The 25,508-nt window shown below is 73.0% G+C and carries 21 protein-coding genes; 8 read left to right on the forward strand and 13 right to left on the reverse strand.

Going from position 1 to position 25,508, the window contains the following annotated elements; all coding sequences use genetic code 11:
• The first annotated feature begins 316 nt into the window (after positions 1-316).
• Complete coding sequence (locus STTU_RS12970) at positions 317-616, forward strand: WXG100 family type VII secretion target (RefSeq protein ID WP_007823463.1); 300 nt, start codon at positions 317-319, stop codon at positions 614-616.
• Between the two features lie 142 nt (positions 617-758).
• Positions 759-5,189: an FtsK/SpoIIIE domain-containing protein gene (locus STTU_RS12975; protein WP_007823464.1), complete on the forward strand. Its 4,431-nt coding sequence runs from the start codon at positions 759-761 to the stop codon at positions 5,187-5,189.
• 481 nt (positions 5,190-5,670) lie between these two features.
• Here the strand turns inward: STTU_RS12975 and STTU_RS12980 are convergent, their stop codons facing one another.
• Positions 5,671-6,540 carry a menaquinone biosynthetic enzyme MqnA/MqnD family protein gene (locus STTU_RS12980; protein ID WP_007823465.1) on the reverse strand — a complete coding sequence of 290 codons (870 nt, stop codon included), beginning with the start codon at positions 6,538-6,540 and terminating at the stop codon, positions 5,671-5,673.
• 307 nt (positions 6,541-6,847) lie between these two features.
• On the opposite strand from STTU_RS12980, the gene STTU_RS12985 reads away from it, so the two are divergent.
• Entirely contained in the window at positions 6,848-7,051 is a 204-nt protein-coding gene (locus STTU_RS12985; protein ID WP_008746266.1) for a cold-shock protein, read from the forward strand.
• A gap of 215 nt (positions 7,052-7,266) precedes the next feature.
• Here the strand turns inward: STTU_RS12985 and STTU_RS12990 are convergent, their stop codons facing one another.
• The 7 genes from STTU_RS12990 to STTU_RS13020 all read right to left on the reverse strand — a co-directional run bounded on the left by STTU_RS12990 (position 7,267) and on the right by STTU_RS13020 (position 13,658).
• Positions 7,267-7,908, reverse strand: a complete 642-nt coding sequence (locus STTU_RS12990; RefSeq protein WP_007823470.1) for a TetR/AcrR family transcriptional regulator — start codon at positions 7,906-7,908, stop codon at positions 7,267-7,269.
• A gap of 161 nt (positions 7,909-8,069) precedes the next feature.
• Positions 8,070-9,443, reverse strand: coding sequence for a dicarboxylate/amino acid:cation symporter (locus STTU_RS12995; protein ID WP_052862361.1), 1,374 nt, complete (start codon positions 9,441-9,443; stop codon positions 8,070-8,072).
• Between the two features lie 506 nt (positions 9,444-9,949).
• Positions 9,950-10,282, reverse strand: coding sequence for a DUF4229 domain-containing protein (locus STTU_RS13000; RefSeq protein ID WP_007823474.1), 333 nt, complete (start codon positions 10,280-10,282; stop codon positions 9,950-9,952).
• Positions 10,283-10,394: 112 nt separating this feature from the next.
• Complete coding sequence (locus STTU_RS13005) at positions 10,395-10,919, reverse strand: GNAT family N-acetyltransferase (RefSeq protein ID WP_007823476.1); 525 nt, start codon at positions 10,917-10,919, stop codon at positions 10,395-10,397.
• A 162-nt stretch (positions 10,920-11,081) separates the two neighbouring features.
• Positions 11,082-12,248, reverse strand: coding sequence for an aminofutalosine synthase MqnE (mqnE, locus tag STTU_RS13010; RefSeq protein WP_043255046.1), 1,167 nt, complete (start codon positions 12,246-12,248; stop codon positions 11,082-11,084).
• 75 nt (positions 12,249-12,323) lie between these two features.
• Positions 12,324-12,779: an Lrp/AsnC family transcriptional regulator gene (locus STTU_RS13015; RefSeq protein ID WP_009067948.1), complete on the reverse strand. Its 456-nt coding sequence runs from the start codon at positions 12,777-12,779 to the stop codon at positions 12,324-12,326.
• Positions 12,780-12,947: 168 nt separating this feature from the next.
• Positions 12,948-13,658, reverse strand: coding sequence for a UbiX family flavin prenyltransferase (locus STTU_RS13020; RefSeq protein ID WP_043255047.1), 711 nt, complete (start codon positions 13,656-13,658; stop codon positions 12,948-12,950).
• Between the two features lie 159 nt (positions 13,659-13,817).
• Here STTU_RS13020 and STTU_RS13025 point away from each other — a divergent pair, with 159 nt between their 5' ends.
• On the forward strand, positions 13,818-14,417 hold the full coding sequence (locus tag STTU_RS13025; protein WP_043255049.1) for a rhomboid family intramembrane serine protease: 600 nt from the start codon (positions 13,818-13,820) through the stop codon (positions 14,415-14,417).
• A 7-nt stretch (positions 14,418-14,424) separates the two neighbouring features.
• Here the strand turns inward: STTU_RS13025 and STTU_RS13030 are convergent, their stop codons facing one another.
• The 3 genes from STTU_RS13030 to STTU_RS13040 form a co-directional block, all read right to left on the reverse strand.
• Positions 14,425-14,988 carry a Uma2 family endonuclease gene (locus STTU_RS13030; RefSeq protein WP_043255051.1) on the reverse strand — a complete coding sequence of 188 codons (564 nt, stop codon included), beginning with the start codon at positions 14,986-14,988 and terminating at the stop codon, positions 14,425-14,427.
• 121 nt (positions 14,989-15,109) lie between these two features.
• On the reverse strand, positions 15,110-16,036 hold the full coding sequence (gene mqnP / locus STTU_RS13035) for a menaquinone biosynthesis prenyltransferase MqnP (RefSeq protein WP_043255052.1): 927 nt from the start codon (positions 16,034-16,036) through the stop codon (positions 15,110-15,112).
• On the reverse strand, positions 16,033-17,484 hold the full coding sequence (locus STTU_RS13040) for a menaquinone biosynthesis decarboxylase (RefSeq protein ID WP_007823487.1): 1,452 nt from the start codon (positions 17,482-17,484) through the stop codon (positions 16,033-16,035). Before STTU_RS13040 ends, mqnP begins: the two co-directional genes overlap by 4 nt.
• Positions 17,485-17,599: 115 nt before the next feature.
• Between STTU_RS13040 and STTU_RS13045 the strand changes: the two genes are divergently transcribed.
• The 3 genes from STTU_RS13045 to STTU_RS13055 all read left to right on the forward strand — a co-directional run bounded on the left by STTU_RS13045 (position 17,600) and on the right by STTU_RS13055 (position 20,226).
• Positions 17,600-18,148 carry a PLD nuclease N-terminal domain-containing protein gene (locus tag STTU_RS13045; RefSeq protein ID WP_007823489.1) on the forward strand — a complete coding sequence of 183 codons (549 nt, stop codon included), beginning with the start codon at positions 17,600-17,602 and terminating at the stop codon, positions 18,146-18,148.
• Between the two features lie 195 nt (positions 18,149-18,343).
• The gene (locus tag STTU_RS13050) at positions 18,344-19,771 is read left to right on the forward strand and encodes a purine-cytosine permease family protein (protein ID WP_007823491.1); all 1,428 of its coding nucleotides are present in this window, start codon (positions 18,344-18,346) and stop codon (positions 19,769-19,771) included.
• Positions 19,771-20,226, forward strand: coding sequence for a nucleoside deaminase (locus STTU_RS13055; protein WP_007823493.1), 456 nt, complete (start codon positions 19,771-19,773; stop codon positions 20,224-20,226). The genes STTU_RS13050 and STTU_RS13055 overlap by 1 nt, the downstream gene beginning before the upstream one ends.
• 123 nt (positions 20,227-20,349) lie before the next feature.
• Here the strand turns inward: STTU_RS13055 and STTU_RS32225 are convergent, their stop codons facing one another.
• Positions 20,350-21,312 (reverse strand): helix-turn-helix domain-containing protein, encoded by a 963-nt coding sequence (locus STTU_RS32225; protein ID WP_007823495.1) that lies wholly within the window; start codon positions 21,310-21,312, stop codon positions 20,350-20,352.
• A 181-nt stretch (positions 21,313-21,493) separates the two neighbouring features.
• Positions 21,494-23,698 carry an MMPL family transporter gene (locus STTU_RS13065; protein ID WP_007823496.1) on the reverse strand — a complete coding sequence of 735 codons (2,205 nt, stop codon included), beginning with the start codon at positions 23,696-23,698 and terminating at the stop codon, positions 21,494-21,496.
• Between the two features lie 316 nt (positions 23,699-24,014).
• Here STTU_RS13065 and STTU_RS13070 point away from each other — a divergent pair, with 316 nt between their 5' ends.
• Positions 24,015-25,448, forward strand: coding sequence for an alkaline phosphatase family protein (locus tag STTU_RS13070; protein ID WP_043255054.1), 1,434 nt, complete (start codon positions 24,015-24,017; stop codon positions 25,446-25,448).
• Positions 25,449-25,508 lie beyond the last annotated feature (60 nt).

The raw sequence follows: 25,508 nt of genomic DNA on the forward strand, positions 1-25,508 counted from the left end.
GCGTTGTCGCGTGCGATTCCCCCGCCGGTCCGTCTCTCACGGGCCATGTCAAGCCCACGCACCGTACCAGTGGCACGGAGGCCGCTCAAGGCTCCCCGGACCGCACCCACTTGACCGAAATCAGCCCGAACACGTCTCTAACCATCCTTGTCGCATGGCCCGTTCACCCGATCTCCACGCCCCACCATCCGGAATCCCCCGATCCGCTTCCCTCCCCCCGAAGGAGTGAGCGCCCACTCCCCCCGGCCCCCTTCACCCCCACGGGACCCCGCTCCGCCTCCCCCTACGCTCCCCACGACCGACGAAAGGGACCCCCATGGCCAAGGACGCCGAACTCACCTACGCCGAGATGCACCGCGCCGCGGGCCGCCTCACCGAGGCCAGGACCACGATCGACGAGGACCTCGAAGCCCTGGAGCGCTGGATCGAGCAACTGGTCCGCGACGGCTACACCACCCGCCGCAGCAGCGTCGCCTTCGAGGAGTCCTTCAAGGAGTTCAAGCGGGGCATCAAGAACACGATCCAGGGGCTCGACGGGATGAGCTCCTTCCTCCACCAGGCCGCCCGGTCCTACGAGGACCTGGACACCGAGCTGGCACGGGGCGTCCGGGGGTGAGGGCACGGCCTCGGAACGGGGCCCGCACGCCCGCGCCGGACCCCCGGGAGGGGGCCTCTCCACGGATGCCCGAGCCCCCGCGTCAAGCACGCCGCCTCCCCTAACGAGTGATCCACCCGTCCCCGCCGCCGAAGGAGTACCCGTGCGGATCGCCCTCACCGTTGTGGACCCCCGGCTCGGCCGCACCGCCGACGTCGTCCTCGTGGCGGAGGAGGGGACCGGTGCCGCCGAGGTCGTCGCCGCGCTGGCACGGCACACCGGCTCGGCGCCGGACTCCCCGGCCTTCGTCGACGGACTGCCGCTCCGGCTGCCGCTGCGCGACGGCTGCGTCGTGAGCCTCGGCGGCCCCGGCGGGTGCGCGGGCGGCGAGCCGACGGGGCTCGTGGAGGTACGGGTCGCGGGCGGCCCCGACGCGGGCGGCGTCCACCGCCTGGGGGCGGGCCGGTACGTCCTCGGCTCCGGTCCGCACGCCCGGCCCCGCGTCGCCGACCCCGGACTCCCGCCCCACGCCCTCACCCTGCGCATCGCGCCGGACGGCACCTGCGCCTACGAAGCCCCCGCCGGGGACCTCCACGTCGACGGCACCCCCGCCCCCGGGACCGGCACCTGGCCGCACGGCTCCCCGTTCGCCCTCGCCGACACCCTCCTCGTCCTCGACCGCTACCTCCCGCCCGACGCCGCGCTCACCCCCACCGAGGACGGCACCGCGCTCGCCCTCAACCGCCCGCCCCGCCTGCACCCGCCCGCCCCCGCGCACCGCTTCCGCCTCCCCCCGCCCGTCCCGCCCCACGAGCCGCGCCCGCTCCCCTGGCTCATGGCGGCGGCACCGCTGCTGTGCGCGCTCGTCTCCGTCGCGCTCTTCGGCCGCTGGTACTACCTCGCCCTCGCCGCCCTGAGCCCCGTGCTCCTCCTCGCGACGCACTGCCTCGACAAACGCCACGGCCGTACCTCGCACGCCGTCCGCCTCAAGAAGTACGCGGCCCACAAGGCCCGCGTCGAGGCCGCCGCGCGGGACGCCCTCGCCGCCGAACGGCGGACCCGGCTCCGCGCCTCCCCCGACCCCGCCACCGTCCTCGGCCTCGCGACCGGCCCCCGCGCCCGCCTGTGGGAGCGCCGCCGCACCGACCCCGACCACCTTCTCCTCCGTTTCGGCACCGGCACCCTGCCCTCCGCCGTCCTCCTCGACGACCCCGCCGCCGACGAACACGAGCGCACCACCTCCCACCCCCTCACCGACGTCCCCGCCGCTCTCCCCCTCGCCGCGCTCGGCGTCCTCGGCATCGCGGGGCCACGGGCCCGCGCCCTCGCCCGCTGGTCCGTCGCCCAACTCGCCGCTCTCCACAGCCCCCTCGACGTCCGCGTCCTCGTCCTGACGGACCCCGCGGCGCGCCCCGACTGGCACTGGCTCCGCCACCTCCCCCACGCCCGCCCCACCGGCCCCGCGGGCCCCCACACCCTGCTCGGCACCGATCCCGAGACCGTCACCGCCCGCCTCAAGGAACTCACCCGGCTGCTCGACACGAGACGTGCGGCGGCGGAGGAACGGGGCGCCACGACCCAGCGCCCCGAACCGGACCTCGTCGTCGTGTGGGACGGCGCCCGGCGACTGCGGGAGCAGGCGGGGGCCGTGCGCCTCCTCCGCGAAGGCCCGTCCGTCGGCATCCACGCGCTGTGTCTCGACGCCGAGGAGGCCGGACTCCCCGCCGAGTGCCAAGGGCTCGTCACCCCCGACCCCCGCCACCCGCACCGTCTGCGCGTGCGCCGCACCGGCTCCGCGCCGGTCGACTCCGTACGGCCCGATCTCGTACGCACCGTGTGGAGCGAACGCCTCGCCCGCGCCCTCGCCCCGCTCCGCGACCCGGGCCCCGGCACCCCCGATGCCGCCCTCCCCACCACCTCCCGGCTCCTTCCGCTGCTCGGCCTCGACCCGCCCACCTCCTCGGCCGTCCGGGCGCGTTGGCTCACCGAGGCCCCCTCCACCACCGCCGTCCTCGGCGAGTCGTACGAGGGCCCCTTCTCCGTCGACCTGTGCCGCGACGGGCCGCACGGGCTCGTCGCCGGCACGACGGGCTCGGGCAAGTCCGAACTGCTCCAGACCCTCGTGGCCTCGCTCGCCGCCTCCAACACCCCCGAGCAGCTGAATTTCGTCCTCGTCGACTACAAGGGCGGCGCCGCCTTCCGCGACTGCGACCGCCTCCCGCACACCGTCGGCACGGTCACCGACCTCGACACCCACCTCACCGAACGCGCCCTCGTCTCCCTGCGCGCCGAACTCCACCGCAGGGAAAGCCTCCTGGCCGCGGCGGGCGCGAAGGACATCGAGGAGTACGGGGCCGGGGCACCCGGAACCCCGGCCGGGACCGGCGCGCGGGCCGCGACCAACGCGACCAACGCGACCGACGCGACCGACGGACTCGGCACACCCGCCGTCCCCGGCAGACCGCTTGCCCTCGTTGTCTCCACCGCCGAGCGCCGCCCGCCCCTCCCCCGCCTCGTCCTCGTCATCGACGAGTTCGCCTCGCTCGCCCGTGAACTCCCCGATTTCGTCTCGGGTCTCGTCGACCTCGCGCAGCGCGGGCGCAGCCTCGGCATCCACCTGTTGCTCGCGACACAGCGTCCCGCCGGGGTCGTCTCGCCCGAGATCCGCGCCAACACCACCCTGCGGATCGCGCTCCGTGTCACCGACCCCGGCGAGTCCGGCGACGTCATCGACTCGCCCGAGGCCGCACACCTCGCGAAGACGACGCCGGGGCGCGCCCTCGCCCGCCTCGGCCACGCCTCGCTCACCCCCTTCCAGACCGCCCGCGTCGCGGGCGGCGCCCCCCGCGCGACCACCGCGCCCCGCCCCGTGTGGACCCACCCCCTGAGCTGGGAAGACCTCGGTCACCCCACCCCCGTCCCGCCACCGCCCAAGACCCCGGGCGACGAGGGCCCGACCGACCTGGAAGCCCTCGTCACCGCGATCCGCGACGCCACCGCCACCCTCGCCCTGCCCCCGCCGCACGCCCCCTGGCTCCCCGCCCTCCCCGACCACGTGCGCCTCACCACCCTCACCACGGCGGACGCCCCGCCCGGGTCCGTCCCGTACGGCATCGAGGACCACCCGGCCACCCAGTCCCGCCATCCCCTCGCCCTCGTGCCCGACACCTTCACCCACCTCCTCGTCGCGGGCTCCCCCCGCTCCGGCCGTTCCCAGGTCCTGCGCACCCTCGCCGGGTCCCTCGCCCGCGCCCACTCCTGCGCCGACGTGCACCTCTACGGCATCGACTGCGGCGACGGCGCCCTCGCCGCCCTCACCTCGCTCCCCCACTGCGGCGCGGTCGTCGCCCGGCACGAGACCGACCGCGCGACCCGCCTCCTCACCCGCCTCACGGAGGAACTCGCCCACCGCCAGGCTCTCTTCACCCGCCTCGGCCACGCGGGCATCACGGAGCAACGCGCCACCGCGGCCCCAGCCGAGCGCCTCCCCCACCTCTTCGTCCTCCTCGACCGCTGGGAAGGCTGGCTCCCCACACTCGGCGCCCACGACCACGGCGAACTCACCGAGCAGGTGCAGGCGTTGCTCCGCGAGGGCGCGAGCGCGGGCCTGCACCTCGTCCTCACGGGCGACCGCCAGCTCCTCCTCGGCCGCCTCGCCTCGCTGACCGAGGAGAAGTACGCGCTGCGCCTCGCCGACCGCGCCGACTACAGCCTCCTCGGCATCCCGCCCCGCTCCCTGCCCGCCCGCGTCCCGCCCGGCAGGGCCTTCCGCGCCGAGTCCGGTACGGAGACGCAGTTCGCCCTCCTCGACGCGCCGCCCGAAGGCCGCGCGCAGACCGCCGCGCTGACCGCGATCGGCACCGCGACCACCGCGCGCGACAGGGCGGTGCCCGCCGCACGCCGCCCGTTCCGCCTCGACCCGCTCCCGGCCCGTATCGCCTTCGCCGAGGCGTGGGGGCTCCGCACCCCGGACCGGGGCCCGCTGTGGGCGCTCGCCGGGGTCGGCGGCGACACCCTCACGGCGCTCGGCCCCGACCTCGGCACCGGACCACCCGCCTTCGTCGTCGCCGGTCCCGCCCGCTCCGGACGCAGCACGGCCCTGTGCTCCCTCGCCCGCTCCCTGCACGCGAACGGCACCCGGCTCGTCCTCGTCGCACCCCGCCCGTCCCCGCTGCGCGACCTCGCTCCGCGGACCGGAACGCTCTTCACCGGCCCCGGCCTCGAGGCCGCCGACCTCGCATCCGCCCTCGCCCGCGCCGAGGGCCCCGCGGCCGTGCTCGTGGACGACGCCGAAGACCTCACCGACTGCGACGCGTCCCCCGTCCTCACACGGCTCCTCCGCGAGGGCAACGCCCTCGGCCGCGCGCTCGTCCTCGCGGGCGACGAGGACGAGATCTGCGCGGGCTTCTCCGGCTGGCAGCCCGAGGCCCGCGCAGCCCGCCGAGGGCTGCTCCTCTCCCCCCGCTCCCCGGCGGCGGGAGACCTCGTCGGCCTCCGCCTCACCCGCGCCGGGACCGGCGGCCCGGTGACCCCGGGCCGGGGCCTGCTGCACCTGGGCGACGGAGCGGCGGTCCGGGTCACGGTGCCGCACTGAGCACGGCACACCCCCGCACACCCCGGCGCACCACACCCCGGCGCCCGCACCCTCCGGCGCCCCGGGCACGGCGGCACCCATTTCCCCCTCCCCCAATTCCCCGTGCCGCGCCCGCCGCCCTTTCCCCGCCCCTCCGCGGCTTTCGGGAACGTACGCCGTACAAGAACTCCGCCGGCCTTCCCGGCCGAAGCGGGGACAGCCGGAAAGGGGACAGAAAGGCCACGGGCATTCCCCCCGATCCCCCGCCGCTATCGACCGGCCCTATCCGCCGCCTATCACCAAGGGAATGCACCCGGAGGAGTGAACGCATTCATGACGACAAGCCACAAATAGGGAAAGCGGAGCGACTACCGCACGACCGTACGTACGGCACAGACGCACCAGCATCCGGGAGCGACGGCCGACCACGCGGAACCGCGGGGCCCACCCGACTCCCCCACGCGCCTCCGCACGCGCGGGCCCGCCCGCCCCGGACCGCCCCTCAGGGCTCCCGCACCTCCACCCGCACGTCCGCAGGGAACCCTGTCGTCGGCCCGACCCGGCGGGCGAACTCGCGCACGCCGCCGAGCTGCGGGCCCGCGAAGCGGAAGTCGAGGGTACGGAAGTAGCGCTCCAGGACCTCCGCGTCGAAGCTCTCCCAGCGCGCCGCCTGCTCGGCGACCTTCGCGACCTCCACGAGCGACAGGTCGCGCGACTCCAGGAAGGCGCGGTGCACCTCGGCGACGACCTCGGGCTCGCGCTCCAGGTAGTCGCGCCGCGCCGCGAAGACGGCGAAGACGAAGGGGAGGCCCGTCCAGTCCTTCCACATCTGCCCGAGGTCGTGGACGCGCAGGCCGAGGCGGGGACCGTCGTGGAGGTTGGCACGCAGCGCGGCGTCCCCGATGAGGACGGCGGCGTCGGCCTCCTGCATCATCAGGCCGAGGTCGGGCGGGCACGTGTAGTACTCGGGCGTGACGCCGTAGCGGTCCGCGAGGAGGAGCTGCGCGAGGCGCACGGAGGTACGCGAGGTGGAGCCGAGGGCGACGCGGGCGCCGTCCAGCTCCTCCAGCGGGCCCTTCGAGACGATCACGCAGGACATGACGGGGCCGTCGCAGCCGACCGCGATGTCCTGGAGCGCCACGAGGTCGTCACTGGCCTTGAGGAACTCGACGAGCGTGATCGGCCCGATGTCGAGCGAGCCGCCGACGAGCTGCTCGCTGAGCTTCTCCGGCGTGTCCTTGGTCAGTTCGAGGTCGAGGAGGGTGCCGGTGCGGGCGAGGCCCCAGTAGAGGGGGAGGCAGTTGAGGAACTGGATGTGCCCGACGCGGGGGCGGGCGGTGACGGGGCGCGCGGGGAAGTCAGAATGGTCCACATCGCGAGACTAGACCTCTAAAGGGGGAAGGAATCGGGCGGGCCCGCGGGCTCGCGCCACCCTTGTGTTTTCGCGTATGTCAAGACGCCTTCACACGGTTTCAGACATCCGAGTGAAGTGATCTTGCCCTCTATCGCTTTCGGGCGGCCCCATGCTAGGCTCGCCCGCAAGTTGCAGTTTGGTTTCCCTTGCAGTACAGAGCCTGCGGAGCATGTGACCGCGGGCTCTCGTCGTTTTCAGGGTATGCATTTGTTTATCGCACGTGCAGGTTCTGGAGCAGGGCAACCCTTTGGCCCAAGGAGGGCTTATGGCTACCGGAACCGTGAAGTGGTTCAACGCCGAAAAGGGCTTCGGATTCATCGCCCAGGAGGGCGGCGGCCCCGACGTCTTCGTCCACTACTCCGCGATCAACGCCAACGGCTTCCGCTCCCTCGAGGAGAACCAGGCCGTGACCTTCGACGTCACCCAGGGCCCGAAGGGCCCGCAGGCGGAGAACGTCAGCGCGCTCTGACACCGGTCTCGCGGAGCCCATTCGCGAGCGGTGGACCGGATTCCCGGTCCCGGACCTAGTACGCAGTACCAAGAGGCCCTGTCCCCGCCCGGCGGCGGAGACGGGGCCTCTGTCTTGTGCGGCGTGGGGAGTGCCCGCCCGACGACGCGAAACCGCCCGCACGAAACCGCGCCCCGCCCCGTACTACCCGTCCACCGCCCCTGCCTGCCGCTCCCTCAGCTCCACCGCTCCCCCGCCACCAGCCCCCCGAGGCCCGTCCACGCGAAGTCCATCAGGGTGCGGGCCGAGGCGGTCGGGGTGAGGGCCGGGTCGTCGGCCGCGCGGGTCGCCAGGGACTCGGCGGCGCCGACGAGGGCGTGCGCGAGACCGGTGAGCTCGGGCTCCCCGAGGTCCCTGGTCCCGTCCGCCGCGCGGGCCGCGCTCGTCAGGAGGGCGGTCACGAAGCCGAGGACGCGGGCGCGCATCGTGTCGGCGAGGCGGGCGAAGGGCTCGCCGTGCGTACGGGCCTGGATGTGCAGGACGCGCCAGCCGTCGGCCCGTTCGTCGGCGTACCGGAAGAAGGCGAGCAGCCCGCTCCACAACTGCCGTTCCGCGGGTTCCTGTTGGCCGACCGCCTCGCTGATCGCCGCGATCAGCGTGCGCGCCTCGCGCTCGACGCACGCCGTGAACAGCGCTTCCTTGGAGTGGAGGTAGAGGTACACGAGGGGTTTGGAGACCCCGGCGGCCTCGGCGATCTCGTCCATCGAGGCGGCCTGGTACCCGTGCCGCCCGATGACCCGCACCGCCGCGTCGAGCATCTGCCGCTCGCGCTCGGCCCGCGGCATCCGCCGCGCCCGCACCCGCGCCTTCCCGCTCACTCCACGGTCACTTCCCCCGCCCCGTCCACCGGCCAAGCCTACGCGCGCCCCCACGGGCGCCGGCCGCTCGCCCGGGAGGAGCGCGGAGAGGGGCGCGGGGACGGGGCCGCGTTCTCGCCGAACGCGGCCCCGTCCCCGTACCCCTTGCTTCCGGTCTGTCGTCAGACCCCGACCGGCTGCTTGTCCTCGGCAGCCTGCTCCGCCGGGGCCTCGGGCTCCTCGTCGAGGGGCGAGGCGTGCGCGTGGTCGTAGGCGACGCGGTCGAGGATCTTCTCGCGCGAGGCGACGATGATCGGCACGACGGACTGACCGGCGACGTTGGTCGCGGTGCGCATCATGTCGAGGATCGGGTCGATCGCGAGGAGGAGGCCGACGCCCTCCATCGGGAGGCCGAGCGTGGAGAGAGTCAGCGTCAGCATGACCGTCGCGCCCGTGAGCCCGGCGGTCGCGGCGGAGCCGATGACCGAGACGAAGGCGATGAGCAGGTAGTCGCCGACGCCGAGGTGGATGTCGAAGATCTGCGCGACGAAGATCGCGGCGATCGACGGGTAGATGGCGGCGCAGCCGTCCATCTTCGTCGTCGCGCCGAAGGGCACCGCGAAGCTCGTGTACTCCTTCGGGACACCGAGCCGCTCGGTGACGCGCTGCGTCACGGGCATCGTGCCGACCGAGGAGCGCGAGACGAAGGCGAGCTGGATCGCCGGCCAGGCGCCCTTGAAGAACTGGAGCGGGTTGACCTTCGCGACGGTCGACAGGAGCAGCGGGTAGACGCCGAAGAGGACGAGCGCGCAGCCCACGTAGACGTCGGCGGTGAAGGTCGCGTACTTGCTGATGAGGTCCCAGCCGTACGAGTTGATCGCGTTGCCGATGAGGCCGACCGTGCCGAGCGGGGCGAGGCGGATGACCCACCACAGCGCCTTCTGGAGCAGTTCGAGGACCGACTCGCTGAGCGTGAGGATCGGCTGCGCCCTCTCGCCGATCTTGAGGATCGCGATGCCGACCACGACCGCCATGAAGACGATCTGGAGGACCTGGAGCTGCGAGAACGGCGTGATGATGTCGGTCGGGACGATCCCGGTGAGGAAGTCGATCCACGAGCCGGTGTGCTGCGGCTTCTCGCCGTCCGCCGGGGTCAGGCCCGTGCCCGAGCCCGGGTTCGTGACGAGGCCGATGACGAGGCCGATCGCCACCGCGATGAGCGAGGTGATCATGAACCACAGCAGGGTGCGCACGGCGAGGCGGGCCGCGTTGTTGACCTTGCGCAGGTTGGTGATCGACACCAGGATCGCGAAGAAGACGAGCGGCGCGACGGCGAGCTTCAGGAGCTGGACGAAGATCCCGCCGATCTTCTCCAGCGTGGTGCCGAGCCAGGAGATGTCCTGGCCCCGGGCGAGCCAGCCGAGGAGGGCCCCGAGGACGAGACCGCCGAGGATCTGCGCCCAGAACGGGATCTTGGGAAGACGGGGGCGAGCGGACTGCGGGCGGTCGCTCTGCGCGGCGGCAGACCGATCACCCGAAGGTATGTTCGCGGACACGGACACACTCCGGTGAGGCGTGGGTGAAAGGACGGGGACGGGGGCGGTACGGGTGGAGGTGCTCAGCCGCGCGTGCGCACGGCATCGCTCAGCCGCGCCGACAGGCCGCGCTGACCCGGCGACAGAGATCGACATGCAGCCGCGCCACGAGCAGCAGGCTGCTCCTGGGGTGGCGGGGTGTCGTCGCACGAGTCATGTCCAGCACGTTAACACCAGCGCTTTGAGGCAACCAAAGTCTTTCTTTGGGGCAGAGCTGGGGAACGGCGCGTTCGCGGGGGTGCGGGGGCGGGTGCGCGCGGGCGCGGGAGTACGCGGGCGGGCGGGCGCCGACATGCGAAATCGCCGCACCCCGAAGGGATACGGCGATGGGGCACGGCAGTTGAGGGGGCGTCAGCCCGGCCCTGCGCCGATTGGCGTGAACCGGTTCCAGGGGCCCGGGTGATTCGCGTCACAACCGCGCCCGGGACCGAGGAGCCGCGCCCGTTCCGAGCCTTCGGCGGCTCGCGTCAGGCGGTACGGGTCTCGCTGCTCGCCGGACCGCCGGCGGCACCGCCGCCCGTACGGGCCGCGTCGTCGGCGGCGTCCTCCGCCTCCTGGCTCGCGTGGAGGTTCGCCTTGGCGCGGTCGACGCGTTCGACGATCTTGCGCGAGGCGTCGTCGCGTACGCCGCGCAGCAGGACGAAGCTGAGCGGCGCGGAGATGACGAGCGCGAGGAAGATGACCCACAGGTAGTTGGAGTCCCCGAGCCCCTTCGGCAGGACACCGCTGTAGACGAGGGCCCAGACGACCACGAAGCAGCCGGCGAAGACGCCGAAACGCATCAGGGTGTAACGGAGCATGTCACTTCACTCTTCCGTCGCGAATGGGCCCATTGCGGGGGCAGGACGCATCCCCCAGTGAAACACGCGGGACCGCCGCGGCTGTCAAGGGGGTGGCGGCGCGCCCGTCCGCTCAGGTCAGCGGGAGGAGCATGAAGATGTCGTCGCGGTCGTCGCCCGGGGCGACGCGGATGGCGTCCGGAATCCGCCCGACCTCCTTGTACCCGCAGCGCTCGTAGAAGCCTTCGAGCCCCTGCCCGCCCCGGCACGTGAGCCGGATCGCCTCGATCCCACCGAGGGAGCGCGCGGCGTCGGCGGCAGCCGCCATGAGCGCCCGCCCCTCGCCCTGCCCCTGGAGATCGGGGTCGACCATGACGGTGTAGAGCCACAGCCAGTGCCGCATGAGGCGGTGCGTGTTGAGCGTGAGGAAGGCGGTGGCCCGTACGACCCCGTCCTCGTCCTTCCCGACGAGCAGCCGGCTGCCGCCCTCGGTCATGGTCACGAGCTGCCGCACGAGCTGCGGCCGGATCTCCTCCGGAGTCACAGGCGGCACGAACCCGACGGACCCCCCGGCATCGGTGACCTTGGCCCACAGACCGAGGATCTCATCACGAAGCCGGAAATCGACAGCGGGATCAAGAGTGAAGGTAAGGGACATACTCCGATGGTAGTCCTTACGCATCCGCCCGAATGAGACGCCTGCGAAATCTTCAGCTCCTCCGGCGCTTGAGGAGCGGGGCGCGGGGCGGAGCCCCGAACCGGGGCGCGGGGCAGAGCCCCGAACGGGGGCGAGGGGCGCAGCCCCGCCCCCTCCCGCCCCTCAGACCCGCATGGCCTGCGGCTCGTCCCGCCGCCCCCGCTCAGGCCCTTCGTACTCCCGCAGGATCTCGTACCGCGTGTTCCGCTCCACCGGCCGGAACCCGGCGTCGCGGATGAGGTCGAGCAGGTCCTCGCGGGTCAGCTTGTTGGGCGTCCCGAAGTCGTCCGCGTCGTGCGTGATCTTGTACTCGACGACGGAGCCGTCCATGTCGTCGGCGCCGAACTGGAGGGCGAGCTGTGCGGTCTGGAGGCCGTGCATGACCCAGAAGACCTTGACGTGCGGCACGTTGTCGAAGAGGAGCCGCGAGACGGCGAAGGTCTTGAGGGCCTCGGCGCCGGAGGCCATCGTCGTGCGGGCCTGGAGCCGGTTGCGTACCTTGCCGTCCTTCATGTCGACGAAGTCGTGCTGGTAGCGCAGCGGGATGAAGACCTGGAAGCCGCCGGTCTCGTCCTGGAGTTCCCGCAGCCGCAGCACGTGGTCGACGCGGTGCCGGGGCTCCTCGATGTGCCCGTAGAGCATCGTCGCCGGGGTCTTGAGCCCCTTCTCGTGCGCGAGCCGGTGGATGCGGGACCAGTCCTCCCAGTGGGTGTTGTGGTCCACGATGTGCTGCCGGACCTCCCAGTCGAAGATCTCGGCGCCGCCGCCGGTGAGCGATTCGAGCCCGGCGTCGATCAGTTCGTCGAGGATCTCGGAGGCGGGCAGCCCCGAGATGGTCTCGAAGTGGTGGATCTCGGTCGCGGTGAACGCCTTGAGCGCCACGTTCGCGGGGAGCGCCTTCTTCAGCTCGCTCAGCGAACGGGGGTAGTAGCGCCAGGGCAGCGTCGGGTGCAGGCCGTTGACGATGTGCAGCTCGGTGAGCCCGTCGCCCTCCATCGCCCTGGCGAGCCGGACCGCCTCCTCGATGCGCATCGTGTACGCGTCCTTCTCGCCCGGCTTGCGCTGGAAGGAGCAGTACGCGCAGGAGGCGGTGCACACGTTCGTCATGTTGAGGTGGCGGTTGACGTTGAAGTGCGTCACGTCGCCGTTCTCGGCGGTGCGCACCTCGTGGGCGAGGCCGCCGAGCCAGGCGAGGTCGTCCGAGGCGTAGAGGGCGATACCGTCCTCGCGGGTCAGCCGCTCACCGGCGCGTACCTTCTGCTCCAGTTCGCGCTTCAGTCCCGCGTCCATGCGGTCGCCTCCCAGATGTCGTGTCCGTGCCCCGCCACGCTACCCCGCGGCGGTCACTCCGCCGCGAGCGCCCGGTCACTCCTCCTCGGGCAGTTCCCCCACGCGGTTCTCCCACTTCGTGGAGAGCACGACGGTGGTACGGGTGCGCGAGACGCCCTTCGTGCCGGAGAGCCGCCGGATCGTCCGCTCCAGACCGTCGACGTCGCCCGCGCGGACCTTGAGCATGTACGAGTCGTCGCCCGCGATGAACCAGCAGTCCTCGATCTCGTGCAGAGCGCGCAGCCGCTGGGCGACGTCCTCGTGGTCGGCCGCGTCGCTGAGCGAGATGCCGATGAGCGCGACGACGCCGAGGCCGAGCGCGGCGGAGTCGACGGTGGCGCGGTAGCCGGTGATGACGCCGGCCGCCTCCAGGCGGTTGATGCGGTCCGTGACACTCGGCCCGGAGAGCCCGACGAGCCGGCCCAGCTCGGCGTAGGAGGCCCGCCCGTTCTCCCGCAGGGCCTGGATGAGCTTCCTGTCCACGGCGTCCATATCCCCGATACCTTTCATTATTCGCGTCCCGGCGAGCTTATACATAAAGAATCGAAGGCCCTTACGGCAAGTTTCCTGCGAAATGCGCGTGGCGCGGGGGCGCGGCTGAGGCTTTTACGGCGGTACGGGCCCGGGACCCCCCGTGCGGCGCCCCCCGCCCGTCCGGCGCTACCCCGCCCGTACGGCCCGCGCCTCGCCCAGTTCGCCGCGCCACCTGCGGTAGAGCCCGTGCTCCACACCCACCGCGTCGAGCACGCGCCCCGCGACGAAGTCCACGGCGTCCTGGAGGTGCGTGGCGCCCGCGTAGAAGGCGGGCGACGCGGGCAGGACGACGGCGCCCGCCTCGTCGAGGGCGAGGAGGTGTTGCAGCGTGGGGCGGCTGAGGGGGGTCTCGCGCAGGGCGACGACGAGGGGGCGGCGCTCCTTGAGCGTGACGCTCGCGGTGCGCTGGAGCAGGTCCTTGGAGAGCCCGAGCGCGATGCCCGCCGCGCTGGCGGTCGAGGCGGGCACGACGAGCATGCCCTTCGCGGGGTACGAGCCGGAGCTGGGCCCGGCGCCGAGGTCGCCCGCCGCCCAGTGCCGTACGTCGTCGAGCGGCGGCACCGGGAAGGCCCCCGGCCTGCCGTCGGCGCCGCGCGCGAGCCAGGCGCCGAGATCCTCGCGCCAGTGGGCGTCGCGGAAGGAGATGCCGGTCTCGTCGAGCAGCGTGAGCCGCGCGGACCGGCTCACGACGAGGTCCACGCTCTCGCCCGCGTCGAGCAGCGCGCGCAGCACGGCAGCGGCGTAGGGCGTGCCGGAGGCACCGGAGACGCCGACGACCCACGGGCGACGCGGGGAGACGGAGGGGTTGGCAGGACGGTCCGGCTGGGCATGCTCCACGGCGTCGAGCCTAATGGCTGGGGGTGGGATGCCTCCTGCGGGTGGCGGCCGGGCGTGGCCTGGGCGCCCCCTCCGGGCCGGCGGGAGCGGCGCGGGACGGGACCGGTGGAACCCGGGGCGCCGCTCGGGCGTTCGGACAGTCGACAGGGGGAGGACTTCATGACGGCAGGCACCACTCCGGCCCGCACCGGCGCCGCTCGCGGGGGCCGCTTCAAGACGGCGGCCGTGCTCGCGGGCGGCTGGCTCGCGCTCCTGTGGCTCCTGGAGTTCTACGACCAGTCGAACGGGAACGTCCTCGACACGTACGGCATCAGCCCCCGTGACGTCTCCGAGCTGCGCGACCTGATCCCGGCCGCGTTCCTCCACTTCGGGTACGACCACCTGGCGGCGAACAGCGTCCCGCTCTTCGTGCTCGCCTTCCTGACCGCGCTCTCGGGCGCGGGCCGCCTCATCGCCGTCTCGGCGGTCGTGATCATCGTGAGCGGTGCGGGCGTCTGGCTCCTCGCCCCGCCCCACTCCGTCACGGCCGGCGCCTCGGGCGTCGTCTTCGGCCTCTTCGGCTATCTGCTGGTGCGGGGCTTCGTCGACCGCCGCGTCGTCGACGTCGTCCTCGGCCTGATCGTCGCCGCCGTGTACGGCTCGATCCTGTGGGGCGCCCTGCCCAACCAGTCCGGCGTCTCCTGGCAGGCCCACCTCTTCGGCCTCCTCGGCGGCATCCTGGCAGCCTTCGCCTTCCGCACACCCCGCGCGGTGAAGTAGCCGGGGTTCAGACGCCGGGATCCACCGGGAGCCGGTCGGTCGGGATACGCACCCCGCCCAGAACGGGGCTGTCGATCTTCACGACGGTCCCGTAAGGCACGGTGTCGCGGCCCCGGTAGCCATCCGCCGAAGGGTTCCAGTACGTCACGCACTCGGCCCGGTACGGATCGAAGATCAAGTAGTGCGGGATTCCCTTGGCGGCGTACCGCTGGGGCTTCAGTCCGTAGTCGCGGGTCCGGCTCCCGGGCGAAACGATCTCCACGACCAGCTCCGCGGTCGCGGGGTCGTACACGCTGCGGTTCTCGTCGGCGTCGGCTTGGGGAATGACCGCGATATCCGGGCAGAACTCGTTCTCGCCGTCGAAGAGGAACGCGACATCGCTGGCCAGGCCCCACTCCGGGGGAAGGCTCTGCTCCAAGGAGACCCACACCGCGACCATCGTCCGGTTGTGGTGCGGCTTGACCGGACTCATCACGATGCTGCCCTCGACTATCTCCGTGCTGTAGCCGGGAAACGCGTCTTCGAGCCGGCTGAGCTGCGAGTGCAGGCGCTCGGCATCAGTCAGAGACATGGGTGAGCCTCCCTCCTGCTCCTCATGGTAGGCGTCAAGCTACCGCTGCCGCCTGCTACGGCGAATGCGGGAAGAGGACGGCCCACGCGAAGGGGTGAGGTGTCTCCGTCGGCTGACGCGCTTAAACCGTCAGCCCCCGTACCGCCAGGTCCGCCAGCGCGCAGACGAAGAGGGCGATGCCGATGAAGCCGTTGACCGAGAAGAAGGCGCGGTTCAGGCGGCTCAGGTCGTGCGGGCGCACGATGGAGTGCTCGTAGACGAAGGCGACCGCGACGATCAGGAGGCCCACCCAGAAGAGGACGCCCGCGTCGGTGAGGAGGGCGAACCAGACGAGGAGGCCCGTCGTGACGACGGCCGAGGCGCGCGCGCCCCACAGTGCCGCCGGGATGCCGAAGCGCGCCGGGACCGACTTCACGCCGTGGGCGCGGTCGGCAGCCACGTCCTGGCAGGCGAAGATCAGGTCGAAGCCGCCGATCCACACGCCGACCGCGATCCCGAGCACGACCGCGTGCCACGACCACTCGCCCGTGATCGCGACCCACGCGCCGATCGGCCCGATCGCCTGCGCGAGCCCGAGGATCGCGTGCGGGAAGTTCGTGAACCGCTTCCCGTACGGGTAGACGACCATCGGGATCACCGCGAGCGGCGAGAGCGCGAGGCACAGCGGGTTGAGAAGCGCCGCCGCGCCGAAGTAGAAGGCGAGCGCGACGATCGCGCCGGTCCACGCGGAGCGGACGGAGACCGCGCCGGTGACGAGTTCGCGGCCCGCCGTACGGGGGTTGCGGGCGTCGATCTCGCGGTCGATGATCCGGTTCGCCGCCATCGCGAAGGTCCGCATCCCGACCATCGCGACGGTCACGAGGAGCAGGTCGCCCCAGTGGATGTTCTCGTCCACCTGGAACATCGCGGTGAGCGCCGCGATGTACGCGAAGGGCAGGGCGAAGACCGAGTGCTCGATCATGACGAGCCGCAGGAACGCCGAGACGCCCCCGCGCGACTGCGGGGGTCGTGCCGCCGCTCCCCCGCCCACCGTGGCCTCGCTGCTCACAGCCCGTACTCCTTCCACCGCTTCGTGACCCGCTCGGCGACCTCCGGATCGGAGGTGATCATCTCCGGCCAGCCGCCGTCACGCGTGTAGCCCTCCTCGGGCCATTTGCGGGTCGCGTCGATCCCGGCCTTGCCGCCCCAGAACTGCTGGTACGAGGCGTGGTCCAGGTGGTCGACGGGGCCCTCGACGACGGTCAGGTCGCGGGCGTAGTCCGTGTTCCCGAAGGCACGCCAGGCGACCTCGTGGAGGTCGTGGACGTCGCAGTCGGAGTCCACCACGACGACGAGCTTGGTCAGCGACATCATGTGGGCACCCCACACCGCGTGCATGACCTTCTGTGCGTGCTTCGGGTACTTCTTGTCGATGGAAACGATCGCACAGTTGTGGAATCCGCCCGCCTCCGGCAGGTGGTAGTCCACGATGTCCGGGACGATGACCTTCAGGAGCGGCAGGAAGAAGCGCTCCGTGGCTCGCCCGAGCGGCCCGTCCTCGGTCGGCGGGCGGCCGACCACGACGGACTGGAGCAGGGGCCGCTTCCGCATCGTGACCGTGTCGATCGTGAGCGCGGGGAACGGCTCCTGCGGCGTGTAGAAACCGGTGTGGTCGCCGAACGGCCCCTCCGGCAGCGTCTTCCCCGGTTCCAGCCACCCTTCGAGAACGACCTCCGCGCGCGCCGGGACCTGGAGCGGGACGCTCACGCAGTCCACCATGTCGACCCGCTTGCCCTGCACGAAACCGGCGAGCAGGTACTCGTCCATGTTCCCGGGCAGCGGCGCGGTCGCCGCGTACGTCACGGCGGGCGGGCAGCCGAACGCGATGGCGACCGGCAGGCGTTCGCCTCGGCGGGCGGCGACCTGGTAGTGGTTGCGGCTGTCCTTGTGGATCTGCCAGTGCATCCCGATCGTGCGGGCGTCGTGGCGCTGGAGGCGGTAGAGCCCGAGGTTGCGCACGCCGGACTCGGGGTCCTTCGTGTGGGTGAGGCCGAGGTTGAAGAAGGAGCCGCCGTCCTCGGGCCACGTGAAGAGCGCGGGCAGCGCGTCGAGATCCACGTCGTCCCCGCGCAGGACGACCTCCTGCACCGGCGCGTCCTTCACCTTGCGCGGCGGTACGTGCGCCATCGCGCCGAGCTTGCCGAAGGCGTCCCGCACGCCCGTGAAGCCGTGCGGCAGCTCGGGCTTGAGGAGGCCGCCGATCATCCCGGAGATGTCCTCGTACGACGTGAGGCCGAGGGCCTTCAGGAGGCGGCGGTCGGTCCCGTAGACGTTCATCGCCAGGGGCATCGAGGAGCCCTTGACGTTCTCGAAGAGGAGAGCGGGGCCGCCGGCCTTGTTGACCCGGTCGACGATCTCACCGACCTCCAGGTGGGGGTCGACTTCGGCTTTGATGCGCGTGAGGTCGCCGTCGCGCTCCAGTGCGCGCAGCAGCGAGCGGAGATCGTCGTAAGCCATGCCGACCAGTATCCGGCACCCGTTAACCTGAGCCGGTAACGGGGCCCGGACGGGGCTCACGCCGGGGGCCACCCTCCCCCTCGCACGACCGCCGCGACCCGCGAAGGAGAGCGACATGCTCCGGGTGCTCCTGATCCTGCTGCCGCTGGCGCTGTGCGTCTTCGCCTTCATCGACTGCGTGACGACCGCCGAGGAGGACGTCCGCTGGCTCCCGAAGCCGCTGTGGGCCATCCTCATCCTCCTCTTCCAGATCGTCGGGCCCGTCTGCTGGCTGATCATCGGACGGGAGCGCGGGTACGCGGCCGCTTCGCGCGCGGGCGGCGGGCGCGGCGGCTGGGTCGCCCCCGACGACAACCCGGAGTTCCTGAACTCGCTGCGCAAGGACGACCGCCCGGCCCGCGAGGACGACCGCCCCGGCAGCCCGGACGACCGCTCCGGCCGCGCGGACGACCACGAGGAAGACCGACCGTTCTCCCCCGCTGCCGAGACCCCCGAAGCCCCCGCCACCCCCACCGCTCCCGAGGTCGGCATCCCCGCCCCCGCCGGGAACGAGGACGACGCGGCACGCCTCCGCGCCTGGGAGGAGGACCTCCGCCGCAGGGAGGACGAGCTGAGGCGGAAGGACGCGGGCGGGGGCACGGACAAGGGGAACGGCAAGAGCTGAGGCACGGGCCCGGGGCGCCCCGTACTCGTACGATCCTCCAGCCCACCCGACGCACATCACACCGCTCCGCCCCGCTTCCCTGTACGAGGCACCCACCTCCGTGCGCGAAACTGGACGACGGCCCCGCCCGGACCACGCCCCCGCTCGTCCGCCCGGCGCGCCGCTCCCCCGTCGCCGCGGACCCGCCCCGCCGGTGTGTCCGCACGTCCGCTCACCGAGGCCATGACCAGCACCCCCGCCCCCGAGGCCCCGCCCCGCACCGAGGACCCGGCCACCACGAGGCCCGCCGGGGTCGTCGAGACCTCCGGCGCCGAGCCGGTACCCGAGGCCGAGCGCCACGGCCACCCCCGTCAGCTCCTGTGGACCTGGGCCGCGCCGCAGGTCGGCTGGGCGACCGCGTACATCGGTGTCCTCGCCGTCGCCGCCTTCGGACTCGGCTTCACGGAGGCCGTCATGGCGCTCGTGCTCGGCGCGGCGCTCGGCGCCGTCGCGCACGGCTTCCTCTCCGTCGACGGCCCGCGCTTCGGCGTCCCGCAGATGGTCCTCGGCCGGCTCTCCTTCGGCCACAAGGGCAACGCGCTCCCGTCCACCGTCAACGCGCTCGTCGCGGGCATCGGCTGGTTCGCGATGAACACGCTCGGCGGGGCCTTCGCGCTCAACTCCCTCACCGGCCTGCCGCCGCTCGCGTGCCTCCTGATCCTCGTGGCGCTCGAAGTCGTCGTCGGGTACGTGGGGCACGACCTCGTGCACCGCTTCGAGCGGTACGCGCTGCCCGTCCTCGCCGTGATCTTCCTGCTCGCGGGGGTGTGGATCTTCAAGGGCGCGCACCTCGGGCAGGCGGGTTCCGGGGGCGGTTTCGGCGCGTTCCTGCTCGCGTTCAGCGCGTCGTTCGGCTTCACGGCCGGGTGGAACCCGTGCGCGTCGGACTACGCGCGCTACCTGCCCCGTACGACGTCGGCGCGGGCCACCGGCTGGTACTCGGGCCTCGGCCTGTTCCTCTCCGTGTCCGTCGTGTCCGTCATCGGCGCGGCCTCGGGCACCGTCCTCGCCCCCGAGGGCGCGAGCCCGACCGACGCGTTCACCGGCCAGTTGCCGGGCTGGCTCGCGCACCTCACGCTGCTCGCGATCATCCTCGGCGGCATGGCGGCCTCGACGCTCAACGTCTACTCGGCGTCCGTCTCGCTCGCCTCGCTCACGGCGCGCGCCCTGCCGCGCGGCCTCGACCGCGCGACGCTCACCGCGCTGACGGGCGCGGTCGGCACGATCGCCGCGTGGGCCTCGCTCGACGACGCGGGCCACGCCTTCGAGTCGTTCCTCCTCGTGATCGCGTACTGGACCGCGCCCTGGCTGGGCGTCGTGCTCGTCGAGCAGTGGCGCCGCCGCCGCACCCCCGACACACTCGTCGCCCGCCGTCTCTCCGACCCCCGCCACACGAACGCGGCCGGGCTGATCGCCCTGCTCGCGGGCGTCGCGGTCTCGGTCCCGCTCTTCTCCCACCAGGAGATGTACGTGGGCCCGCTGCCCGCGCACTGGCCGGGCCTCGGCGACCTCACCTGCCCGGTCGGCTTCGCCGTGAGCGCGCTGCTCCACGCCCTGCTGGCCCGTACCCCGAAGGAGTCCTGATGCTCACGACCGAACAGGCCCAGGAGTGGCTGCGCCCCGCCGTCGAGGAGGCCCGCCAGGGTCTCGCCGAGGGCGGCGTCCCGATCGGCGCGGCGCTCTACGGCGCCGACGGGACCCTCCTCGGCCGCGGCCACAACCGCCGCGTCCAGGACGCCGACCCGTCCTCGCACGGCGAGACGGACGCCTTCCGCAAAGCGGGCCGCCAGCGCACGTACCGCGGCACGACGATGGTCACGACGCTCTCGCCGTGCTGGTACTGCTCCGGCCTGATCAAGCAGTTCGGCATCACACGCGTGGTGATCGGCGAGTCCACGACGTTCAAGGGCGGCGAGGACTGGCTGGAGGAACAGGGCGTCGAGATCATCCGCCTGACGGACCCGGAGTGCGTCGACCTGATGACGGAGTTCATCGAGAAGTACCCGGACGTGTGGAACGAGGACATCGGGGAGGAGTGAGCCACCTTGCGGGGGCGGTGCGGGGGCGCGCACCGCACCGGCACGGCGCGCGGTCCGGCCCGCGGGCGGCATCGGCCTGGGCGGGCACCCGGCGCGCCTCGGCGCGCGCCCGTCCGGGGGCGCTCAAGCGGTGCCGGGGAGTGGCGGGCCGCCGTACACCGTGCGGTAGGCGTGGACGAAGGCGCGCGGGTCGGCCCAGCCCCAGCGGTGCGCGAGCGCCGTCAGGTCGGTGCCGGGGGCGCCCTCACGCGCTTCCGCGTGGGCGCGGGCGAGCCGGAAGCGGCGCACGAGGGCGGCGGGACCGAGACCGAGGTGACGTGCGAAGCCCGCCGCGAGGTCCGCGCCCGGCACGCCCTCGGCTTCGGCGAGTTCCGCGAGGCCGAGCGGCGCCGCCGCCCCCGCCTCGGCCGCGGCGGCGGCCCGGAGGACCGTCGCCACGCCGACCCGGCCCGGCGTACGGGCCTCCGGGTCCTGGGGGCGGTACGTGTTCGGAAAGGCCGCGAGCGCGACACCGGCCAGGGCGCGGGCCAGGGTGTCGTGCACGAGCGGCTCGCCCACCCCCGTACCGAGCACCTGGGCCGCGTAGTCGGCGGTGGCCCGCCAGGACTCCCCGAGCGCCTCCGAGGCCGGGGTCAGGCTCGTGAAGTGCAGCGGCTCCCGCTCCTCGTGCGCGCCGAAACCGGCGACCGAGCGGACCGTCGCGAGATCGACCGTGACCGTCCGGGTGTCCATGCGGTCCAGGTAGCCCACGGCCGGCAGGCCGGGCTGGAAGGCGACCATCGGCTGCCAGGCGCGCACCGCCGCCGCGACCCCGCCGGTGCGCGCCTCGAAGGTGCCCGAACGCAGGTAGAGGACCATCAGCGTGTCGATGGGCCCGGCCTCGAAACCGAAGCGGGTCGTGGAGGCCACCCGGTCCACGGCGACGGAGGCCGTTTCCAGCCGGCTCACCGAGACCTGGGCGGACCGCCCCAGGTCCTCGACGGCCACGCCCATTCCGTACATCCGCTGGAGGAACGCGATGACCGCGTCGTCCCCGGCCGCCGAGGCGAACTGTCTGCCGATCCCCGGCGACTCGCCGAACTCCATGTGCCCCTCGTCTCTTCGGTCGGGGCCCCGGAGCCTCTCTCCGCGGGTTCGCGGCCCGCCGGACCGCTTTGCCTCCGATTCCCTCCCGGTGACGGACAGGTCCAACGTTTCGATGGTAACGGCTCGGTCCCTCACGCCCTCGCGGTCCGCCCGCGGCCCTCCCCCGGGGCCGGGCGCGCTCCTACCGCCCCCGCCCGATCCCGCTCGGCCACCAGGCCCGCGCGCCGAGGTCCCGTACCAGCGCCGGGACCAGGAGGGAGCGGACCACCAGGGTGTCCATGAGGACGCCGAAGGCGACGATGAAGGCGATCTGGGCGAGGAACGAGAGCGGGATGACGCCGAGGGCCGCGAAGGTCGCGGCGAGCACGACGCCCGCCGAGGTGATGACGCCGCCCGTGGAGACGAGACCGCGCAGGACGCCCTCGCGGGAGCCGTGCCGGGCGGTCTCCTCGCGGACGCGGGACATCAGGAAGATGTTGTAGTCCACGCCGAGCGCCACGAGGAAGACGAAGCCGTAGAGCGGTACCGAGGCGTCCGTGCCCGTGAAGCCGAACACGTGGCGGAAGACGAGCGAGGAGACCCCCAGCGTCGCCGCGAAGTTGAGGGCGACCGTCGCGACGAGCAGCAGGGGGAGCAGGAGCGCGCGGAGCAGGCCGATCAGGATGGCCAGGATGATGAGCAGCACGACGGGGACGATGAGCGTGCGGTCGTGGGCCGCCGTGTCCTCGGTGTCGATCTGCTGCGCGGTGTAGCCGCCGACGCGCGTACCGGCGCCGCCCGCCTCCCGTACCGCCGTGCGCAGGGCGCGGACGGCGTCCTTCGCCGCCCCGCTGTCCGGGGCGGCCCGCAACGTCGCGTCGATCTCCACGCGGCCCTTCGCGACCTGCGGTTTCCCGCTGGGACGGCCGTCCGCGCCGACCGGGGCCGCCGCGTCCACGCCCGCGACGCCGCGCGCCGCCCGGACGACCGCGGCGGCGCGGTCCGCGTCGGTGAGGATCACGGCGGGCTGGCCCGAGCCGCCGGGGAAGTGGCGGTCGAGGGTCTGCTGGGCGCTCACCGAGGAGGCGTCGCCGACGAAGGTCTCGTCGAGCGGGACGCCCGAGGAGCGCAGCGTCGGGGCGAAGGCCGCGAGGGCGAGCAGGGCGACGGTCGTGGCGATCCACAGGCGGCGCGGGAAGCGGTCCACCCAGCCGGCCACGCGCTGCCACCGCCCGCTCCGCCCGCCCGTGCCGAGGTCCGCGGCCGGTCCGTTCGCGGCCGGGTCGTTCGCGGCCGGAACGTTCGCGGCCGAACTCTTCGCGGCAGGCCCGGCAGTGGGGGTTCCGTCCGCCCCCGGCCCGACAGCCGTGGTCCCGTCGGCGGTCCGCCCGTCCGCCGTCGGCCGCTTGGGCCAGTACGCGGCCCGCCCCAGGAGGACGAGCGCGGCGGGCAGGAAAGTGAACGTCGAGAGCAGCGCGCACCCGATGCCGAGGGCGCCGACCGGGCCGAGCGCGCGATTGTTGGTCAAGTCGCTGATGAGCAGGGCGAGAAGCCCGAGCGCGACGGTCGCCCCGCTCGCGGCGATCGCGCCCGCCGAACGCCGCAGGGCGGCCCGTACCGCGACGAACCTGTCGCCGTGCCGCGTCAGTTCCTCGCGGAAGCGGGCGGTCAGGAGCAGCGCGTAGTCCGTCGCCGCCCCGATCACGAGGATCGAGAGGATGCCGCGCACCTGGCCGTCCACGCGCACGACGTCGTGGTCCGCGAGGACGTACACGAGCGCGCTCGCGACGGCGAGGGCGAAGACGGCGCTGAGGATGACGAGGAAGGGCATGAGGACGCTGCGGTAGACGAGCAGCAGGATGACGAGGACGGCGACGAGGGCCACGCCGAGGAGGATGCCGTCGATCCCGGCGAAGGCGTCGGAGAGGTCGGCCTGCGTCGCGGCGGGCCCCGCGATGCCGACCGCCGTGCCCGGCACCTTCTCCGCCTGCGCGCGGATCGCGTCGAGCGTGTCCGGGAGCTTGTCGCCGAGCCCGGGGCGCAGCGGTACGACGCCTTCGAGCGCCTCGCCGTCCTTCGACGGCAGCGCCGGGGACGGCCGCCCGAGGACGCCGTCCGTCCCGGCCGCGCGGCCGAGCGCGCGCGTCGCGGCCTCGCGCGCCTCCGGGCCGAGCCGCCCGCCGTCCTTTGCCGTCCATACGAGCACGGCGGGCAGCGACTCCTCGCGGTCGAAGCGCTCGCGCTCGTCGAGCACCTTGGTGGACTCGGCGCTGCGGGGCAGGAAGGCGGCCTGGTCGTTGGTCGACACCTCGCCCAGCCGCCCGGCGTACGGGCCGCACACCGCGCCGGCGCCCAGCCAGAGGAGGAGCAGGAGCAGCGGGGCGAGCCAGCGGGTGGCGCGGGGCATGGAGGTCTCCTGAGGGGGACGTGCGCGGCGACCACACCGGTGCCGGTGGTTCATTCTGGCGTCGCTCCGGGGCGTACGCCTGCCACGCGGGAGCCGGGCGAAACGCGGGAGCCGGGCGGAACGCGGGAAGCGCCAGGAAAGCGAGGGCGGCCCCGCTGCCCCGGCCCTCACTCTTTGCTTTCGTTTGGTTGCTTTGCGATTGGTTGTTGCAGCGTTCACGTAATCGCCCTGATCCGCTTTCCCCGGCCCCGGGTTCAGTGGGCGTGGCTCACCAAGCCCCGCAACTGCCCCCCACCGCAAGGGAAGTGGATTCGTCATGGCCGGAATGACCCGTCGCAGACTCCTCGGTTCGGCCGGGACCGTGGCCGGCGGCGCCGCCGCGCTGAGCCTGCTGCCGCCGAGCGTGCAGGAGGCGGTGGCCGCCGGGCCCCGGCACGGCGGCTCGCTCGACGACGTCGAGCACGTCGTGATGCTCATGCAGGAGAACCGCAGCTTCGACCACTACTTCGGGACCATGCGCGGGGTACGGGGCTTCAACGACCCGCGCGCGCAACGGCTTTCGACGGGCAAGTCCGTCTTCTTCCAGCCCGACGCCGTCAACCCGGACGGCTACACGCTGCCCTTCCACCTCGACACGCACTCCACGAGCGCCCAGGCCATCCCCTCCACGAGCCACGCCTGGTCCGTGCAGCACGAGGCGTGGAACAACGGGAAGATGGACAACTGGCTGCCCGCGCACCGCAAGGCGGACGGCAAGAACGGCCCGTACGTCATGGGCTACTACACGCGCGAGGACATCCCCTTCCAGTTCGCCCTCGCCGAGGCGTTCACCGTCTGCGACAACTACTTCTGCTCGGTGTTCGGGCCCACCTGGCCCAACCGCATGTACTGGATGACCGGGACGCTCGACCCGAACGGCGAGCACGGCGGCCCGATCCTCAACAACACCGCGCCCGCCGGGGGTTACACCTGGACCACGTACGCCGAGCGCCTGGAGGCGGCCGGGGTGAGCTGGAGGGTGTACCAGGAGGACGACGACTACGGCTGCAACATGCTGGAGAACTTCGCGAACTTCCGCGACGCGAAGCCCGGCGACCCCCTGTACGAGAAGGGCGTCCGCCCCCAGCCCACCGGCACCTTCGAGGCCGACGCGCACGCCGGGAAACTCCCCACCGTCTCCTGGATCATCTGCACGAGCGAGCAGTCCGAGCACCCCGACTACCTCCCCGCGGCGGGCGCCGACTACGTCGCCTCGAAGATCGAGGCCATCGCCTCCAACCCGGAGCTGTGGCGCAAGACGGCGTTCATCCTCAACTACGACGAGAACGACGGCCTGTTCGACCACGTCGTGCCGCCCACGCCGCGCGCCGGGACCCCCGACGAGTTCGTGCAGGGGCTGCCCGTCGGGGGCGGCTTCCGGGTGCCGTGCGTCATCGTCTCGCCGTGGACGGTCGGCGGGTACGCGGCCGGGGAGGCGTTCGACCACACCTCCGTGCTCCAGTTCCTGGAGCGCGTGACCGGCGTGCGCGAGCCCAACATCAGCCAGTGGCGTCGCCGCACCTTCGGCGACCTCACCTCCGCCTTCGGCTTCCGCTCCCCCGCCCCCCGTCCGCCGCACCTCCCCGACGACACCGCCGAGCAGTTGGAGGAGGCCAGGCACGAGGTGGAGACGCTGCCGAAGCCGACGCTGCCGGGCACGACGGCGCAGAAGCTCCCGAGGCAGGAGCCGGGGCGCAGGCCCCGCCGCTGAGCGCGGGCCGGGCAAGGCCCGTACACAGCGGGGCGCCCGCCCCTCCCCCGTGCCGGGGAG

It is taken from the genome of Streptomyces sp. Tu6071, assembly GCF_000213055.1.
GTDB lineage: Bacteria > Actinomycetota > Actinomycetes > Streptomycetales > Streptomycetaceae > Streptomyces > Streptomyces evansiae.

Bases quoted from the DNA above. Each gene is read 5' to 3' on its own strand.
- STTU_RS13005 (WP_007823476.1), bottom strand. From the start codon at position 10,919: ATGTCCCTTACCTTCACTCTTGATCCCGCTGTCGATTTCCGGCTTCGT.
- STTU_RS13055 (WP_007823493.1), top strand. From the start codon at position 19,771: ATGCTCACGACCGAACAGGCCCAGGAGTGGCTGCGCCCCGCCGTCGAG.
- STTU_RS13040 (WP_007823487.1), bottom strand. From the start codon at position 17,484: ATGGCTTACGACGATCTCCGCTCGCTGCTGCGCGCACTGGAGCGCGAC.
- STTU_RS13025 (WP_043255049.1), top strand. From the start codon at position 13,818: ATGACGGCAGGCACCACTCCGGCCCGCACCGGCGCCGCTCGCGGGGGC.
- STTU_RS13070 (WP_043255054.1), top strand. From the start codon at position 24,015: ATGGCCGGAATGACCCGTCGCAGACTCCTCGGTTCGGCCGGGACCGTG.
- mqnE (WP_043255046.1), bottom strand. From the start codon at position 12,248: ATGGACGCGGGACTGAAGCGCGAACTGGAGCAGAAGGTACGCGCCGGT.
- STTU_RS13000 (WP_007823474.1), bottom strand. From the start codon at position 10,282: ATGCTCCGTTACACCCTGATGCGTTTCGGCGTCTTCGCCGGCTGCTTC.
- STTU_RS12970 (WP_007823463.1), top strand. From the start codon at position 317: ATGGCCAAGGACGCCGAACTCACCTACGCCGAGATGCACCGCGCCGCG.
- STTU_RS12985 (WP_008746266.1), top strand. From the start codon at position 6,848: ATGGCTACCGGAACCGTGAAGTGGTTCAACGCCGAAAAGGGCTTCGGA.
- STTU_RS32225 (WP_007823495.1), bottom strand. From the start codon at position 21,312: ATGGAGTTCGGCGAGTCGCCGGGGATCGGCAGACAGTTCGCCTCGGCG.
- STTU_RS13030 (WP_043255051.1), bottom strand. From the start codon at position 14,988: ATGTCTCTGACTGATGCCGAGCGCCTGCACTCGCAGCTCAGCCGGCTC.
- STTU_RS13045 (WP_007823489.1), top strand. From the start codon at position 17,600: ATGCTCCGGGTGCTCCTGATCCTGCTGCCGCTGGCGCTGTGCGTCTTC.
- STTU_RS13065 (WP_007823496.1), bottom strand. From the start codon at position 23,698: ATGCCCCGCGCCACCCGCTGGCTCGCCCCGCTGCTCCTGCTCCTCCTC.
- STTU_RS13015 (WP_009067948.1), bottom strand. From the start codon at position 12,779: ATGGACGCCGTGGACAGGAAGCTCATCCAGGCCCTGCGGGAGAACGGG.